This is a genomic window from Bradyrhizobium sp. CCBAU 11386 (genome assembly GCF_028128955.1).
In the GTDB taxonomy this organism is placed as follows: Bacteria; Pseudomonadota; Alphaproteobacteria; order Rhizobiales; family Xanthobacteraceae; genus Bradyrhizobium.
Window position 1 is genome coordinate 120,833 of sequence record NZ_LBKA01000255.1, and the last position, 18,094, is coordinate 138,926.

Annotated in this window: 11 protein-coding genes; 9 read left to right on the top strand and 2 right to left on the bottom strand. The window is 65.5% G+C overall.

Annotation, left to right across the window (positions count from 1 at the left end; all coding sequences use genetic code 11):
- Positions 1–348 precede the first annotated feature (348 nt).
- The 5 genes from XI09_RS36740 (at position 349) to XI09_RS36760 (ending at position 6,186) form a co-directional block, all read left to right on the top strand.
- Positions 349–1,149, top strand: a complete 801-nt coding sequence (locus tag XI09_RS36740) for a class I SAM-dependent methyltransferase (protein ID WP_271571242.1) — start codon at positions 349–351, stop codon at positions 1,147–1,149.
- Positions 1,150–1,440: 291 nt separating this feature from the next.
- Positions 1,441–3,804, top strand: coding sequence for an exopolysaccharide transport family protein (locus tag XI09_RS36745; RefSeq protein WP_271571243.1), 2,364 nt, complete (start codon positions 1,441–1,443; stop codon positions 3,802–3,804).
- Positions 3,797–4,603, top strand: a complete 807-nt coding sequence (locus XI09_RS36750) for a WecB/TagA/CpsF family glycosyltransferase (protein WP_271571244.1) — start codon at positions 3,797–3,799, stop codon at positions 4,601–4,603. Before XI09_RS36745 ends, XI09_RS36750 begins: the two co-directional genes overlap by 8 nt.
- Positions 4,604–4,622: 19 nt before the next feature.
- Positions 4,623–5,615, top strand: coding sequence for a UDP-glucose 4-epimerase GalE (galE, locus tag XI09_RS36755; protein WP_271571245.1), 993 nt, complete (start codon positions 4,623–4,625; stop codon positions 5,613–5,615).
- A gap of 229 nt (positions 5,616–5,844) precedes the next feature.
- The gene (locus tag XI09_RS36760) at positions 5,845–6,186 is read left to right on the top strand and encodes a hypothetical protein (RefSeq protein ID WP_271571246.1); all 342 of its coding nucleotides are present in this window, start codon (positions 5,845–5,847) and stop codon (positions 6,184–6,186) included.
- Here the strand turns inward: XI09_RS36760 and XI09_RS36765 are convergent.
- Positions 6,160–10,275, bottom strand: a complete 4,116-nt coding sequence (locus XI09_RS36765; protein WP_271571247.1) for a bifunctional diguanylate cyclase/phosphodiesterase — start codon at positions 10,273–10,275, stop codon at positions 6,160–6,162. The two genes, XI09_RS36760 and XI09_RS36765, sit on opposite strands and share 27 nt — an antisense overlap.
- 304 nt (positions 10,276–10,579) lie before the next feature.
- Here XI09_RS36765 and XI09_RS36770 point away from each other — a divergent pair, with 304 nt between their 5' ends.
- Genes XI09_RS36770 through XI09_RS36780 form a run of 3 tightly spaced genes read left to right on the top strand, consistent with a single transcriptional unit; the run spans position 10,580 to position 13,822 of the window.
- Positions 10,580–11,632 (top strand): Ldh family oxidoreductase, encoded by a 1,053-nt coding sequence (locus XI09_RS36770; RefSeq protein ID WP_271571248.1) that lies wholly within the window; start codon positions 10,580–10,582, stop codon positions 11,630–11,632.
- Positions 11,633–11,653: 21 nt separating this feature from the next.
- Positions 11,654–13,021 (top strand): LLM class flavin-dependent oxidoreductase, encoded by a 1,368-nt coding sequence (locus tag XI09_RS36775; protein ID WP_271571249.1) that lies wholly within the window; start codon positions 11,654–11,656, stop codon positions 13,019–13,021.
- Between the two features lie 15 nt (positions 13,022–13,036).
- Positions 13,037–13,822, top strand: a complete 786-nt coding sequence (locus XI09_RS36780; protein ID WP_271571250.1) for a fumarylacetoacetate hydrolase family protein — start codon at positions 13,037–13,039, stop codon at positions 13,820–13,822.
- Positions 13,823–13,999: 177 nt separating this feature from the next.
- Here the strand turns inward: XI09_RS36780 and XI09_RS36785 are convergent, their stop codons facing one another.
- Complete coding sequence (locus XI09_RS36785) at positions 14,000–14,455, bottom strand: Lrp/AsnC family transcriptional regulator (protein ID WP_271571251.1); 456 nt, start codon at positions 14,453–14,455, stop codon at positions 14,000–14,002.
- 154 nt (positions 14,456–14,609) lie between these two features.
- Between XI09_RS36785 and XI09_RS36790 the strand changes: the two genes are divergently transcribed.
- A complete protein-coding gene (locus XI09_RS36790; RefSeq protein ID WP_271571252.1) occupies positions 14,610–18,059 on the top strand; it encodes an indolepyruvate ferredoxin oxidoreductase family protein in 3,450 nt (1,149 codons plus the stop codon).
- The last annotated feature ends 35 nt before the right edge of the window (positions 18,060–18,094 follow it).

Below are 18,094 nucleotides of genomic sequence, written 5' to 3' on the forward strand. Positions count from 1 at the left end.
ACCGTCCCGTGAGGGCACAGTGCCACGGGACAGATGCGTGCCAAAGTGAACAGCCGGATCGAGGCGCGAAACGGCACCATTCCGCGGATCTCTCGACAATGCAGACCTGCCGCCATGCGCTTAACCGCTTTCGGGTATTTTCACTGCAAATCCATGCGCGCGTGGTACTGCAATTCGCAGTCCATCCTGCGCGGACGGCGCCATACGGACGATGCTGTAGTTAACGCCCATGCGCATTAACCCGACCGTAAGCACCGCGACCGGTGAAGTAGCGCGGCATCAGATTTGCTCTTCGGGGATGCGAGATTTTTCCTGTAAATTTGAGTCGAACAAGCGCGGTCAGAAAATATGAACAAGCCAGCCACGATCGATTTCGCGACAGCCACGGCAATCCAAATCCCCGCGGCGACCGCACAAGCCCAGGCGCTGCACGATCTGGTCCCCGGCGAAGCCCGCGACAGCCTGCTCGCCGTCCACGACGTCCTGCGCCGCGAACTGCCGCAGGGCCGGCTCGCCATCTATGAAGCCGGCGGTGGCTCGTGCAGCGTTCTGCCGCCGGAATTGCCGAGCCGCAGCCGGGTCACCGTCGTCGACATCGACGAGGACCAGGTCCGCAACAACACCTACGCGGACGAAGCCATCCTCGGCGACGTGCAGACCTACGCCTTCGGCCGCGAAACCTTCGATCTCGTGATCTGCTACAACGTGATCGAGCATCTGCCCAACGTCGACGCTGCACTCCTGAATTTTCGCGACGCACTCAAGCGCGGCGGGATGATCCTGATCGGCGCGCCCAATCCGCGCTCGCTGTCCGGCGTCGTCACCAAATACTCGCCGCACTGGTTCCACGTCTGGTTCTACCGGCACATCCGCGGCATCAAGGATGCCGGCCTGCCCGGCGAGCCGCCGTTCCCGACCTTCTTCCATCCGCTGGTGACGTTGCCGCGACTCGAAGCGTTCGCGGCCGCCAATGGCCTTGAGATGATCTACCGCCGTGAGGTCGAGAGTCCGCGCTATCCCGAGATGCGCCGGCGCAAGCCGCTGTTCGCAGCCCTGGTCGATGCCGGTGCCGCAATGCTGAACGCCGTGCTCCCGCGCGGCACCGACGTTCGCCGCGGCGATTATCACGTCATCCTACGGAAAAGCTGACGATCATGGCGCGCGCGCGGCCCATCGCACGACAGGCGAAGCCTCGCGGCCATGCTGCGCGCGGTAACGAACCGTTAATCCCTTGGGGACCCCGGCATCGCGAGTGTCACAGTGACGCGCCGGGAAGCGGCGTGCGCTTAAACGCTTTGTTTGCCATTTCGGTGAATAGTCCCTCAATGCGTATGGTTAATTTTCCCTGTTGCGTTGATTGGGCACCTATATCCCGGGTGCGTGGCAAGAAGCGAAGAGTAACCCCTCAGCCCGCGGCAGTTGGAATGGAAGCTGGGGATCATGCTTGACTATAACCAGCCGATAGATCGAGCCAGGCCGGAGGCCCCGCAGCAGAGATCCGAGGCCGGCTTCAGCGTGCTGGAGCTGGTCAGCCTGCTTTGGCGGCGAAAGATCGCGATTGCGGCCGCAGCCCTGCTCGGCGCGACGCTTGCGGTCACCGTCGGCAAGAGCCTGACGCCCCGCTACACCGCCACCGCCCAGCTCTATGTCGACCCGCGCGAACTCCAGCTGGTCGACCGCGAACTCACGCCGCGCGCCCAGGACGTCTCCGGCATGTCCATGGTGGTGGAAAGCCAGGCGCGCCTGATCACCTCCAACAGCGTGCTGCTCCAGGTGATCCAGCAGGCTGGTCTCGACAAGGACCCCGAATTCGGCGGCGGCGGCGACGTCAGGAGCCTGATGTCGTCGCTGCTCGGCCTGATCGGCCTTCAGCCCCGCGCGCCCTCCACCGCGGAGACGAGGGAAGTGCAGCTCGCGGCGCTCGACGCGCTGAACCGGCACATCACGATCCGCAAGACCGAGAAGAGCTTCATCGTCGACATCGAGGTCTGGTCGACCGATCCGGCGAAAGCTGCGATGCTCTCCAACACGCTGACCAACGTCTATCTCGCGGATTCGCGCAATTCGCAGGCGCTGGCCGCCCGGCGCGCCACCAGCGACCTGTCCGGCCGCCTCAAGGAGCTGCGCGAGCGGCTGCGCAACGCCGAGACTGCGCTTGCGACCTACAAGGCCCAGAACAACTTCGTCGGCACCCAGGACGCGCTGATCAGCGACCAGCAGCTTTCCGCCAGCAACCAGCGGCTTTCCGCGGCCCGCGCGGCGACGATGGATGCACAGGCGCGGCTCGACCAGATCGAAGCGAGCCGGCGCACCGCTGCCGATGCCGGCGCGAATTCGGAAGCGCTGCAATCGCCAACCATCGCGAACCTGCGCGCGCAATATGCCGACGCCCGCAAGAAATACGCGGAGCAGGCCGGCGAGCTCGGCCCGCGCCATCCGGCGCTGCGCCAGACCGAGAAGCAGGTCGAGGATCTCAAGCGCACCATCAACGAAGAGATCGATCGCTTCGCGCAGTCCGCCAAGAACGATCTGACACGCGCCCGCGACTTTGAGGCGTCGCTGAACCGAGCGTTGGAGGCGCAGAAACGGCAGAGCGTCCAGCTCAGCCAGGCCGCCGTGCGCCTGCGCGAGCTCGAGCGCGAGGCCGATGCCAGCCGCGACGTCTATCAATCCTTCCTGAAGCGCTCGCGCGAGACCGAGGAGCAGGAGAGCCTGAACACGTCGGCCGCCCGTATCATCGGCGAGGCCACCGTGCCGCAGCGGCGCTCGTTCCCGCCGGCGATGAGCCTGTTCGCCATGATCGGCTTCATCTTCGGCGCGCTCGTGGCTTCGAGCTGGTTCGTCGCCGCCGAGCTCCTGTTCGCCGGCGCGCCCACGCCGGCCCGCCGTGAACGCACGCCGGCGCCGCAAACTCCGCGGGCTCCAGAGGCGAGCCGGACTTCGGAGAGTGCCCGGCCTCAGCAGGCATCGCGCACCCCGGAAGTCGCGCAGGCTCTGCCGGAACTTGCCGCGCCATCGTTGCAGCCCTCGATGGTCGAAAGGCCCCTGATCGAAAAGCCGCTGATCGCACGCCTGCAGGAGGCCGACGTCATCCACACGCTCGGTGCCATTCTCGCCACCGGCGGCGGCGTTGATCTGACACGGCTGGGCTGGCCGACGCTGCGCCCCGGCTTTCCCCTGACGACGCTGCTCAATGCCTGGCGCGACATGCGCGCCGCGGTCGCCCGACGTGCCGGCGGCAAGGCGATGCCGGTGATCGCGCTCGTTGGTGCCAGCGAGTCCACCGGGCGCAGCGTGACCGCGCTGAATTTCGCGCTCGCGGCCGCGCGCGACGGCGCCCGCGTGCTGATGATCGATGCCGACCATCAGGCACGCTCGCTCTCGAACAAGGTCAACCGTCCGGGCAAGAGCGAGCCGAGCGCGCTCGGCTGGCTCTCGATCGGCAGCAAGGCCGCGCGCGAGATCAAGACGGTGAACGGCATCTCGGTGCTGCCGGCTGCCGTAGGCGACGCCGGCAAGGCGACTGATGCCATCCGCAAGGCGATTTCGCAGGCGCGTGCCGCCGGCGGCTATGACCTCGTGATCCTCGACGGCCCCGCGATGCCGCTCCCGGCCGGCGGCCGCAAGCTGCTCGACGACGCCGACGCACTGGTGGCGGTGCTGCCGACCAGTCTCGACATCAACGACAGCCTAGAAGAGATCTTGAACACGCTCGGCCGGGCCGAGCGCAAGCTCGTTGGCGTCGTGCTCGACGAACTCGCCCCCGCAACCCAAGCGCGCCAGCGAGGCAGACAATATGCTTGAGCGCCGCGTCAATCTGGACGGCCGGGCCGCAACGGCCGACGTGCCGCGGATCACTCTCGGCGGCCTTCGCATGGCCGCGCTCGACCTGGAAGCGACCGCCGACTTCATGATCGAGGCGACCGATCCGCGTCATCGCATCGGCCGTCCGTTGCACCTGACCTCGGCCAATGGCGAGGTGCTGGCGCGCTGCTCGACCGAGCCGGAGACCGAACGCCTGTTCCGCGGCGCCGACCTGATCAACGCCGACGGCCAGCCGCTGGTGGCGGCCTCGAAGCTGCAATCCTGGTTCCCGCTGCCCGAGCGCGTCGCGACCACGGACCTGTTCCACGTCGTCGCGCGCAAGGCCGAAGCGGTCGGCCGCACCTTCTACATGTTCGGCGCCAGCGAGGCCGAGAACGCCGCGGCGGTCGAGAATGTCCGGAAGATGTATCCAAACCTCAAGATCGTCGGGCACAGCCACGGCTATCTGCGCGGCGAGGCCCTGCGCGCGAAGGTCGAGGAGATCAACGCGCTCGCGCCGGACTATCTCTGGGTCGCGCTCGGCGTGCCCAACGAGCAGGCATTCGTGGAGCAATACACGCCGCTGCTGACCAATGTTGGCGTTATCAAGACATCGGGCGGCCTTTTCAACTTTTTGTCGGGCAGCCGCTCCCGCGCGCCGCAATGGATGCAGAAATTCGGCCTCGAATGGGCCTGGCGCACCTGGCTCGAGCCACGCCGCCTGTTCTGGCGCTATTTGACCACCAACCCCCGCGCACTCTATCTTCTCTTCAGCCGCAAACGGCCCCTCAACCGCTGAGAGAAGAGTAGAAGACGACATGACCGACCGACCGACTGTCCTCGTCACAGGGGGCGCGGGCTATATTGGCTCGCATGCCTGCCGCGCCCTGGCCGCCGCCGGCTATCAGCCCGTCGTTTATGACAATCTCTCGACAGGTCATCGCAGCTTCGTTGCCGGCCCCCTGGTGACCGGCGACCTTCTCGACGGCGCAGCGCTGGCGCGCGCCTTCGCCGATCACAAGGTCACGGCGGTGATGCATTTCGCGGCGGCGAGCCTCGTCGGCGAATCCATGACCGACCCGCAGAAGTACTACATCAACAATTTGCAGGGCACGCTGTCGCTGCTCCAGGCAATGCGCAACGCAGATTGCCATCGCATCGTGTTCTCCTCGACCGGCGCCGTCTACGGCAATGCCGATTCCAAGGAGCTGCCGGAAGACTTCCCGTGCGCGCCGATCAATCCCTATGGCGCGTCGAAATGGATGATCGAGCGGATGCTCGCCGACTATCGCGCGGCCTATGGCTTCGGCGCGTTCTGCCTGCGCTATTTCAACGCCAGCGGCGCCGATCCGGCCGGCGGCATCGGCGAACTGCGCAACAACGAGACCCATCTCATTCCGCGCGCCATGATGGCGCTCCAGGGCCATGTCGACTTCGCCGTGTTCGGCGACGACTACGACACGCCCGACGGCACCGCGATCCGCGACTACATCCATGTCACCGATCTCGCCGCCGCGCATGTCGCGGCGCTGAAGCTGCTGGAACAGGGACATGCCGGCGGCAGCTTCAATCTCGGCACCGGCTCCGGCTTTTCGGTGCGCGAGATCCTCGACGCCATCAGGCAGGAGACCGGGCGCGAGGTGCCGCACACCGTCAAGCCGCGCCGCGCCGGCGATCCCACCTATCTGGTCGCCGACCCCTCCGCCGCACGAAAAGTTCTTAACTTCGTGCCGCGCCACTCCGACCTGCCGACGGTCATCCGCACCGCCTGGGCCTGGCACCAGAAGGCGCATCCGTTCAGGGCGCGTTAGGCAACCGCAACACCCGTACCTTGCCTGCCGTGCCTCCAAACGGCTAGAATGGCTATTCGCCGCCGCCGTTGGCGTATCGCTGACGGCCGCATTCAGGCATCGCCGACGATGATGTCGGCATGCATGGCTCGGCCAATTTGCGCGAGCCAACTTTTTCCGAGTGTCAAGGCCACGATCAAATCTGCGCGTCGGCCTGTCGTCGGGCGCGGATTCCGGGAGTATCGACCGCATGCATCAGGCTGCACGCCTGGAGTTCGAGCGCGTGATGGATGAGTTCGTTCGCTGGCATGTCGTGCCCGAGGACGAGCGCTCGCCTGCGCCTGCCTGGTGGTGGGGGCCTGCCATGGCGGTGGTCGACGACCGGGAGCCGATGAGCGCCGCATGGTGCTCCGAGCTCGGCTTGAACGAAGGCGCGAGCTTCGCCGACGGTGCGCGCACGATCCTCGCGCTGTTCGTCGAGCAGACCTCGCTGACCGAACCGCAGGATTTTCCGAGCAAGGCCGAAGGCACAGATCACGAGGTCCGCGAGCTGCATCCGCAGCCGTCAGACGACAGCGCGTTTCAGCCGTAGCGCTGCGGCTTCGGTGACGGCTGGATCCGGCTCGGGCTGGAGCGGCGGTGCAACCGGCAGAACCATCGGCCGCAGCAACTCCGCCATCTGCTTTGCCGGCAGCGGCTTCGAGATCAGAAAACCCTGCATCTCGTCGCAGCCATGGGTGCGCAGGAACGCTTCCTGTTCGGCATTCTCGACGCCTTCGGCGACGACGGTCATGCCGAGCGCCTTGCCCATGCTGATGATCGCCTGCGCGATCGCCTGGTCTTCCGAATCCTGCGGCAGGTCGCGCACGAAGGAGCGGTCGATCTTGATGGTGTCGATCGGGAAGTGCTTCATCAACGACATCGACGAATAGCCGGTGCCGAAATCGTCGATGGCGAGGCGAATGCCGCGGCTCTGGATGGCGTCGAGCACCTTGAGCGCGCGCCCGACATTCCGCATCATCATGCTCTCGGTGACCTCCAACTGGAGCAGCACCGGCGACATGCCGGAGGCCGCCAGCGCCTCGTCGACATCCTGCAACAGATGTTCGTCGACGAACTGCCGCGGCGACAGGTTCACCGCCATCGACAGCGGCAACAGGCCGCGGCGCTGCCACGCCATCGCCTGCGCGCAGGCCTCGTTCAGCACCCAGCGGCCGATCGGCACGATCAGCCCGGTTTCTTCCGCGAGCGGAATGAACTGTGCCGGCGAGACGTTGCCGAGATCGGGATGGGCCCAGCGCAGCAGCGCTTCCACGCCGGTGATCTGGCCGGTCTCCATGTCGACCTTGGGCTGGTAGTTCAGCGAAAACTGCTCGCGCTCCAGCGCCCGGCGCAGCGCGCTTTCGAGCGACAGCCGCTCGATCGACTGCGTCTTCACCTCCTTTGAGAAGAAGCGGTAGCCGTTCTTGCCGTCCTCCTTGGCGAGATACATCGCCATGTCGGCGTTCTTGGTCAGCGTCTGCGCGTCGGAGCCGTTGGCCGGATATATCGCGATGCCGATCGAAGCCGTGGTGTGACACTCGTGGCCAGCCAGCTCCATGGGCTCGGCGAGCGCCGCGAGCAACCCGGTCGCGATCCGCTGGACGTCGTCGATCTCGCCGCACTGGTCGAGGATCACCACGAACTCGTCGCCGCCGAGGCGCGCCACCACGTCGCTTGTCCGCAGCGCACCGCGCAGCCGGTTCGCCACTTCGAGCAGGAGCAGATCGCCGGCCTCGTGGCCCAACGAATCGTTGATGACCTTGAAGCGGTCGAGATCGATGAACAGAACCGCAAAACGGTGATCGTGGCGCTGCGCGGCGTCGATCGCCTCGCGCAGCAGCCCGTTGAAGGTCTCGCGGTTCGGCAGGTCGGTCAGGCTGTCATGCGAGGCGAGGTATTCGATCCGCTCGTCCGCCTGGTTCTTCTCGTCGGTACGATCGAAATTCTCCATCGCAAAGGAGACGTTGTCGGCGAGACGCTGCAACAGCTCGACGAACTCGGACGTGAAGCTGCCCGGTTCGGTCGACATGTAGATCATGACGCCGACGGCCTGATCGTGCGCGATGAGCGGAAACGCCGCGCCCGACCGCGCGCCGTCGCCGCGGACGACGGCATGGAAGACGCGGACGCGATCGTCGTTGAGATAGTCGTTGCTGATGCAGGGCTGGCGCGTGCGGAATGCCGTGCCGCTCATTCCGCGCCCCTCGGGACGCTCGGGGTCGATGGAGAGGCGGATGTTGCGCGTGGTGTCGGCGGACGGCCCGGCCGCGGCCACGATCTCGAGCTGGTCGCTGTCGGCCCTGGCCAGCGCGATCGTCGTCGAGGTGAACTTGGCGCCGTTCGATGCCGCGAGGCAGACGAGGTCGAACAGCTCGGCGCGCGACTTCGCCCGCATGATCGCCTCGTTGGTGGCGCTCAGCGCCGCGAACATGCGCGTCAGGCGTTCCTTCTGCGCCTCGGTGCGGGCCTTTTCCTCGGCCCGATCGAAATTGTCGAGCGCGAAGGAGACGTTTTCAGCCAGGCGCCCGAGCAGTTCGACCAGATCGGGCGTAAACGTATTCTCTTCCGGTGCGAGGAAAAGCAGAATGCCGATCGGCTCCTGGCCAGCCCGCAGAAGCGGAAAGCTGGCAGCGGCCCGGGTTCCATCCTCGGTCGCCTTGGTGCGCCAGTACGACGATCGCGAGTCGTTCAGATAGTCGTTGATGACACTGGGCCGGCGGGTCCGCACCGAGAGTCCGATGATGCCCTGGCCCTCGGGATGATCGGCGGAAACAACGCAGGTACGTCCGACCATTCGCTCCTGCAGTCGTCCCTTCCCCGCGACGACGCGAACGAGCTCACGCTTTTCGTCCATGATGCCTATCGTCGCCGAGGCGAACACGTCGCCCAGCACGGCCGCCTGGCACGCGACCTCGAACAGCTCCTCCCGCGTCTTGGCGCGCATGATGGCTTCGTTGGTCGCGCTCAGCGCCTCGAACATGCCGCTCAGGCGGCTCCGCTGCTTGTCGGCCCGCGCCTTCTCCTCCGCGCGATCGAAATTTTCCAGCGCGAAAGCGACGTTCGCCCGCAATCGCTGGAGCAGCTCGACGAATTCGGGAGTGAACGTGTCGCGCTCCGCGGCATTGAAGAGGAAGACCCCGTCGACCCGGTTGCCGTTCAGCAACGGCAAGGCAGCAGAAGAATGTATGCCGGCGCGACGTGCGCTTTCATGCCATGGCTTGATGCGATCGTCCGCCAGGAGGTCGTTGCTGACATGGGTCTGGCAGGTTCGGAAGGCCATTCCGGTCAACCCTCGCCCTTCCGGTACCTTGTCGGACGTGGCGAAGGTGTAGCGGCGTAAATCATCCGCATGCGGTCCATAACTCGACGCGACACGGAGCAGTTCAGCTTCGTGATCGGCCACGAAGATCGTGGTCGAGACGAATTTCGCGCCATGCACGGTCGCCTCGCAGACGAGGTCGAACAGCTCCGATCGCGATCGCGCGCGCAGGATCGCCTCGTTGGTGGCGCTGAGCGCCGCATACATGCGCGCCAGGCGCTCTTCCTCCGCCGCGATCCTGGCCTTGTCGGCCTCCCGGCCGAAATTCTCGATCGCGAACGAGACGTTCTCCGCCATGCGCAGCAGCAGCGCGACGACTTCCTCGTCCTTGGCCCATGACCTGCCGACGAAGGACAGGAGCACGCCGACGCTCTCGCCGTGCTTGATCAGCGGCGCGACCACGCAGGCGGCGACGCCGGTGTTGACGTTGGCCTGCTCCCACGGCGTTCCCCGGGTACGGCTGGCGAGATCGTCCTCGACGATGGCCTTCTGCGTCCGGAACACCTCGCCGGAGATGCCCTTGCCGTAGGGATTTTCCGGGTCGATCGAATAGCGCGCCTGGGTGACCAGTTCGAGGTTCTGTCCCGTGGAGGCGACCGGAGTCATCCAGTGCGAGTCCGGTTCGCGAAGGAGAATGATGGTCGCAAGCGACTTGCCGCCATGCACGGAGGCATCGCACACGAGCTGGTAGAGCTCCTGCTCGGTCTTGGCGCGGAGAATGGCCTCGTTGGTGGCGCTGATGGCGCCGAACATGCGGTTGAGCCGCCGCATCGCCCGCTCGCCGGTCTGCCGCGCGGTCTCGCGCGCGAAATTGTCGAGGGCATAGGAGATGTTGGCCGACATGCGCTCGAACAGCGACACCATCTGCTCGTTCAGCGAGCCGGCTTCGCTGCGGGTCACGTACAGCACGCCGACACTCTTGCCGTTGCAGAGCAGCGGCAGCGCCGCGGCCGCGCCGATGTGGGCCCGGGCAGCGCCCTCGCGCCACGCCAGCGAGCGCGGATCGTTCAGATAGTCGTTGCTGACGCGCAGCTTCTGATCGCGAAATGCCTCGCCGCCGACGCCCGATCCTTCGGGTGTGCCGGCGTCCGTGGTGATCTCGATCGAGCGCAGCCGCGGGATGTCGTCGCCACAGCCGGCCGCAAAGCGGAGGCGCCGGCCGTCCGGTCCCGCCAGGAACACGGCCACGGCCAAAAAGTCTCCACTCGCAAACCCGGCGTCGCAGACCTTCTGGTACAGCTCGTCCGGCGATTTTGCGTAGAGGATCGCTTCGTTGATGGCGCTCAGCGCCGCAAAGGTGCGCGCGAGTGTCGTCGGCACGATCTCAGCTCCCGGGCATTTCTGCCTAATTTTCCCGGGTACTTTATGAACGGCCATCGCCTAAACGGTCGTTATTGCGTGCCGCAAACCGTCGATCAAAGTGAACGAGCTGCGAACGACCTCCGCGAAACTACCGAAAATACCGCCGCCCGGGACGAATCTTCGAACAAAGGCGCGCGCTCTTTACGAATTTGCAGCCCTGTGTTGGTTTACGGGAGATTGATATCGGTCCTGCGCTTTGAGACGATGGCCCCAACAACCGCCCGTCAGCTATCATGACAAGGGCGATGACCGGGGAGACGCCATGCCGATCGTCAGGGCCGACCGCCTCACGCGCATCAGCGCCGCACTGCTCCAGGCGGCCGGAGCTTCCCAGGAAGAGGCCGATGCGGTCGCGACCGGCTGCGTCAACGCCAATCTCGCCGGCCACGACTCCCACGGTGTGATCGCGGTTCCCACCTATATCGACCGCATCAAGGCCGGGCACATCGTTCCCGGTGCGAAATGGACCATCGTCCAGGAATCGCCGACCACCACCGTGATCGACGGCCATTGGGGATTTGGTTTCCACGTCAACGCCAAGGCGATGGCGCTGACGATCGCGAAGGCGAAGACGGCGAATGTCGCCGCCTGCACCGTGTTCCGGCAGAGCCATGTCGGCCGCCTCGCCGCTTATCCGCTGATGGCGATACGCGAAGGCATGATCGGGATTGCAACGGCGGACTCCGGCCGCTCGCCGAAGCACGTGGCGCCGTTCGGCGGCAAGGAGGCGCGGCTCGGCACCAACCCGATCTCGATCGCGGTGCCGTCCGATCTCGACGCACCGTTCTACCTGGACATGGCGACCTCGGCGGTCGCCGCCGGCAAGATCCAGCTCGCTGTGGCCCGCGGCGAGGAGATCCCGGCGGGATGGATCATCGATGCCGAGGGACGGCACACCACCGACCCGACCCAGTACCGCAAGGGCGGCGCGCTACTGCCGCTCGGCGGCACCGAGGGCTACAAAGGCAGCGGGCTTGCTGCCATGGTCGAGGTGCTCTGCGGCCTGCTCACCGGCCTCGGCTTCGGCGTCGAGCCCACGGGGCGGCACAATGACGGCTGCTTCATGGCGGTGTTCAACGTCGCCGCGTTCCGCCCGCTGAAGGAGTTCAAGCGCGAGGTCGCCGAATTCGCGCGCTACCTGAAATCGACCCCGCCCTCCGAGGGCAGCACGGGCGTCTACTATCCCGGCGAGATCGAAGGCGTGCGCGCGCAGCAGCGGCTGCGTGACGGCATCGAGGTCGAGGATGCCACCTGGGAGAAGCTATGCACGCTGGCGCGGGAGTACCGGCTCGACACGGTGCTCGATCTGGCCTGACGGAATTCGGAGAACAGCAGCATGACGCGGCAGATGGTACTGGTCGGCTTCCTCCAGGCGCAAAACTGCACCAATCTGCCGAGCTCCTGGCGGCATCCGGACTCGCGCGACGATTCGATGTCGGCGGACTATTATCAGGAGATCGCCAGGATCCTCGAAGCCGGCAAGTTTCACATGGCCTTCTTCGACGATCGCCTGGCGATGCCGGATCGCTACGGCAACGACCATGCCCACACCGTCGAATACGGCATCCGCTGCGTGAAGATGGATCCGCTGATCGTGCTGACCACGATGGGCATGGTCACCGACAAGCTCGGCCTTGGCGCGACCTGCTCGACCACCTATTACGAGCCGTTTGACGTCGCGCGCCGCTTCGCGACGCTCGATTTGATGTCCGGCGGGCGCGCGGGCTGGAACGTCGTCACCTCGCTCAACGACGGCGAGGCGCTCAACATGGGCCGGGACTCCCATCCCGAACACGATTCCCGCTACGACCGCGCCGACGAGTTCATGGAGGTCGTGCTTGGCCACTGGGACACGTGGGAGGACGGCGCGCTCATCATGGACAAGAAGAGCGGCCGCTTTGCCGATCCGGCCAAGGTGAAGCGGCTCGATCACAAGGGAGCGGCCTTCAAGTCGCGCGGGCCGTTCACCGTGCCGCGCTCGCAACAGGGCCATCCCGTCATCATCCAGGCCGGCGCATCCGGCCGCGGCCAGCGCTTTGCCGGCCGCTGGGGCGAGGTGATCTTCACCGCCGCGCGCAACCCCGCCGCGGCCAAGGAGGGTTATGCGGCCGTGCGCAACGAGGCCGCCAAAGCCGGCCGCGATCCCGACCAGATGTTTCTCTGCAACCTGACGACGCCGGTCTGCGGCGCGACCAGGACCGAAGCCGAAGACAAGATGGCGTTGATCAACAAGCTGCCGCTGCAGATCGACGCGCTGTCGCTGCTCGCCGAAGCGCTCAATTACGACTTCGCCTCCAAGGATCTCGACGCGCCGCTGACGACGGAAGAGCTGAAGAGCATGCAGGGCATTTTGGGCATCCGCGACGGCGTGCTGAAGAATTCGGGCAAGAGCAATCCGAGCGCGCGCGATTTCGTCACCTTCTCCGGCCGCGGTCAGGTGCAGGACGCCATGGTCGGCGGCCCCAAGGAGATCGCGGACAAGCTCGAAGAAATGTTCGTCGAGCGCGGCTGCGACGGCTTTGTCATCGCGGCGACCTACGTACCCGGCTCCTACGCCGATTTCGTTCGCCATATCGTGCCGGAATTGCAGCGGCGCGGCTTGTTCCAGAAGGACTATCGCGGCAAGACGCTGCGGGAGAACCTCGGCTTGAGGCGCCCTGCCGCCGGCGACTGGAAGGTGCAGCCGCGCGATGCTGCGGAATAACAACGAGGACACCACATGCGCTGGCTGAAATTCACCGCCTCGGACAAGACCTCCTGGGGGATCGTTGAAGGCGACAAGGTCATCGCAGTCGACGGCGATCCCTTCGGCGAATGGCAGCGCACCTCGCACGCGCATCCGCTTAGCGACGTCAAGATCGAGCTGCCGCTGATCCCGCGCACCTTCTATTGCGTCGGCCTGAACTATTTGAAGCACCTGAAGGAGGCCGCCGACAAGCGCGGCGAGGTGCCGGCCGTGCCTGACCGGCCCGAGATCGGCTATCGCGCGCAAAACGCGCTGATCGCGCACGACGAAGAGGTCGTGATCCCCTCTTTCGCGACGGACAAGATCCACTACGAGGGCGAGCTCGTCGTCGTCATCGGCAAGAAGGTCAAACACCTCACCAAACAGAACGCGATGGATTGCGTGTTCGGCTACACCATCGGCAACGACGTCAGCGAGCGCAGCTGGCAGAAGGCGGACCGCAGCCTGTGGCGCTCGAAGAACGCCGACACGTTCAAGCCGATGGGCCCGTGGATCGAGACCGAGGCCGATCTCGCCAGGATGCAGACGATCGTCAGGGTCAACGGCAAGGAGACCAACCGCTTCCACACCAACGACATGATCTTCGGCGTGGTGCCATTCCTGGTCGAGCTGACCAAGTATTTCACGCTATGGCCCGGCGATGTGATCTGGATGGGCACCGACGGCGCCTCGCCGGACATCAAGCATGGCGATGTCGTGGAGATCGACATCACCGGCATCGGCACGTTGCGGAACAGGTTTGTGCGGGAGAAGAGGTAGCCCACGTTGCACCAACGTGTCGTCCCGGCGAAAGCCGGGACCCATACGCCGCAGCAGATGTTTTGATTAGGACCCGTCGTTACGGCTTCGCAAGGCAATTGGCATTCGTGGTTATGGGTCCCGGCCCCCGTGCGCAATTGCGCACTAACTAGGCCGGGACGACGACGGAGCGCTGCCTCAGAACGGCAGCGCCACGCCGGTCTTGATCTCCTTCAGCACCACATTGCTGCGGACATAGCGGATACCGGGGATGCGGAACATGAACTCGTCGAGAAACCTGTTATAGGCCGCCATGTCCTGCACGACGACGCGTAAATGATAATCGGCGTCGCCCGTGGTCGCGAAACATTCCAGCACCTCGCGGCGAGTCGTGACCCTGGCCACGAATTCGTCGACGAACTTCGCATCGTGCCGCTCCAGCGAGACGTGGAGGATGGCGGACATCGCAAAGCCCGCCTGCTCACGCGCGACCAGCGCCGCATAGCCCCGGATGACGCCACTCTCTTCCAGCGCACGCACCCGGCGCCAGCAGGCCGAGGTCGACATGCCGACCTCGTCGGCGAGTTGCTGATTGGTGGCGCGACCATCCTTCTGCAGATGGGCGAGAATCCGCGTGTCCTGCTCTTCAATCATGGAAGCCCCCTCAATTGGATCAAACCTACCAAATTCAGCCGTCCATTGCAAAAATCTACCGTATTGGCGTCTTATGCGGGGTAAATAGGTAAGACCTACCAGCCTCGCCGGCATAGCCTTCCGCTATTCGGCAGCATGCCGCGCGAGGTCCGCCATGGACGCCATTCCGTCACTCGACAGCTACGAGCTCTCCGACCGCTACGACCGCGAGGAGGGCCGCGTCTTCCTCACGGGTACGCAGGCCATCGTCCGCATCGCGCTCGACCAGGCAAAGCGCGACCGTATGCGCGGCCTCAACACCGCCGGCTTCATCTCCGGCTATCGCGGCTCGCCGCTCGGCGGCATCGATCTCGAGCTGTGGCGCATCCAGGAGCGTCTCAAGCGGGACCGCATCGAATTCCTCCCGGCCGTGAACGAGGACCTCGCGGCAACCGCCGTGCTCGGCTCGCAACAGGTCGAGACGCAAGCGGAGCGCGAGGTCGATGGCGTGTTCGGCCTCTGGTACGGCAAGGGCCCCGGCGTCGACCGCTCCGGCGATGCGCTCAAGCACGGCAATGCCTACGGCTCCTCGCCGCATGGCGGCGTGCTGGTGGTCGCCGGCGACGACCATGGCTGCGTCTCCTCCTCGATGCCGCACCAGTCCGACGTCGCCTTCATGAGCTGGTTCATGCCGACGCTGCATCCGGCCGATGTCGGCGAATATCTGGCGTTCGGCGAATATGGCTACGCGCTGAGCCGCTTCTCCGGCATGTGGGTCGGCTTCAAGGCGATCTCGGAGATCGTGGAGTCGGGCGCATCCGTCGCGCTGCGCCCGCCGCGCGCCTTCCGCACCCCCGACTTCACGCCGCCGCCGGGCGGCCTGCACTATCGCTGGCCCGACCTGCCCGGTCCACAGATCGAGGAACGGCTGGAGGCGAAGAAGCACGCGGTCTATGCCTTCGCAAAGGCCAATCCGATCGATCGCCACATCTACGACATTCCGAACGCCACCTACGGCATCGTCACCACCGGCAAGGCGCATCTCGATCTGATGGAAGCGTTGCGGCTGATGGGCCTCGACGAAGCGGCCTGCCGAGGCATCGGCATCGACGTCTACAAGGTCGGCATGGTCTGGCCGCTGGCGCTGCATGACGCGATGGACTTCGTGAAGGGCAAGCGCGAGATCCTCGTCGTCGAGGAAAAGCGTGGCATCATCGAGAGCCAGTTCAAGGAATATTTCTACGACTATCCCGGCACCAAGCCCGAGCGCATGGTCGGCAAGCACGACGAGCGAGGGGCGCGGCTGATCTCCTGGATCGGCGAATTGTCGCCGCGTGCACTGGCTGGCGTGCTCGCCCGCCGGCTCGATCCGATGTTTCCGGGCCTCAATCTCGCCGCACGCGCGGCCGCCTTGATGCCTGAAGCCGCGCGCACGATCAACGTCAGCGGCGCGGCACGCACGCCCTATTTCTGCTCGGGCTGCCCACACAACACATCGACAAAGGTGCCTGAGGGATCGAAGGCGCTGGCCGGCATCGGCTGCCACTTCATGGCGAGCTGGATGGACCGCGAGACGTCGTCGCTGATCCAGATGGGCGGCGAGGGCGTGAACTGGGCGGCGTCGTCGAAATTCACCGGCAACAAGCACATCTTCCAGAATCTCGGCGAAGGCACCTACTATCACTCCGGCTCGATGGCGATCCGGCAGGCGATCGCCGCCAAGGCCAACATCACCTACAAGATCCTGTTCAACGACGCCGTCGCCATGACCGGCGGCCAGCCGGTGGACGGCCCCATCAGCGTCCACGCCATCGCGCATAGCGTCCGGGCCGAAGGGGTGGCGCGCATCGCGCTGGTGTCGGACGATCCGGCGCAGTTTTCGCCGGCGGACCTGCCCATCGGCGTGACCATCCATCCGCGCGAGGAAATGGACCCCGTGCAGCGCGAGCTGCGCGAGATCTCCGGCGTCTCCGTCCTGATCTACCAGCAGACCTGCGCCACCGAGAAGCGACGCCGCCGCAAGCGCGGGCAGATGGCCGATCCCAAGCGTTTTGCCTATATCAACGACCTCGTCTGCGAGGGCTGCGGCGACTGCTCGGTCGAATCCAACTGCCTCAGCGTCGAGCCGAAGGAGACGCCGTTCGGCCGCAAGCGGCAGATCAACCTGTCGGCCTGCAACAAGGATTTTTCCTGCCTCAACGGCTTTTGCCCGAGCTTTGTCACCGTCGAAGGCGCGACGCGCCGGAAGAAGAGCGCGAGCGAGATCGACGCAGTCGGCCGCGCGGCTACGCTTCCCCTGCCCGCTCCCGCCACGCTCGACCGTCCCTACGACCTGCTGGTAACAGGCGTCGGCGGCACCGGCGTGATCACCGTCGGCGCGCTGATCGGCATGGCCGCGCATCTCGAACGAAGCGGCGTCTCGGTCCTCGACTTCACCGGCTTTGCGCAGAAGTTTGGCCCGGTGCTGAGCTATATCCGCCTCGCCGCCTCGCCCGAGGCGTTGCATCAGGTCCGCATCGACCAGGGCGCGGCCGATGCGCTGATCGGCTGCGATCTCGTCGTCAGCTCCGCGCCAAAGGCGTCCGGCACCTATCGCCGTGGCATGCGCGCTGCAATCAACACCGCGGAGATGCCGACCGGCGACGTCGTCCGCTTCCGCGACGCCGATCTCGCCTCGCCTGCCCGCCTGCGCGCGATCCGGCAGGTCATCGGCAACGACAATCTCGACACCATCAACGCCAACGCGCTGGCCGAACAGCTGCTCGGCGATACCGTCGATGCCAACATCATCATGCTCGGCTTTGCCTGGCAGCACGGACTGATCCCTGTCTCGCTGCAAGCGCTGCTGCGCGCGATCGAGCTCAACGGCGTCACAGTCGAACGCAACAAGCAGGCCTTTGCCTGGGGCCGGATCGCCGCTGCCGATCCGGACTTGTTGCCGAAGGCGGACGATACGCCCAAAGCCGAGACGCTCGACCAGCTCATCGCCCGCCGCGCCGATTTCCTCACCGCCTATCAGAACGCGGCCTATGCGGCACGCTACCGGACGATCGTCGCAAGAGTCCGCAAAGCCGAGGCCAACCTGAACAGCGAGGCGATGACCGAGGCCGTCGCACGCGCGCTATTCAAGCTGATGGCCTACAAGGACGAATACGAGGTGGCGCGCCTGCACATGCGGAGCGGCTTCCTCGACGAGTTGAAGCGCGAGTTCGAGGACGGTTTTAGCGTCCAGTATCACCTCGCGCCGCCGTTCCTGCCGTCCGAACGCGACGCCCGCGGCCGTCCGCGCAAGCGCGCCTTCGGCCAGTGGATCCAGATGCCGCTTGCCATGCTCGCGCGGTTGAAGGGGTTGCGCGGGACGCCGCTCGATCCGTTCGGCTACACCGCCGAACGACGCGCCGAGCGGGAGCTGATCTCCTGGTATGAGGGTGTGATCGAACGGATGCTCCGCCAACTCGATGTGGCGCGCCTGCCCGATTTCATTGCGATCGCCAAGGCTCCGATGGAGATCCGTGGCTACGGCCCGGTCAAGGACATCGCGGTCGCGAAGGTGAGGCCGGAGGTCGAACGGCTTCTCGCCGATGTGATCGCGGCATCGCCGGCAAAGATGCGCGCCCACGGTTGACGTGATGCCAGCAAGGCTTCAGCCTCCCGAATTCA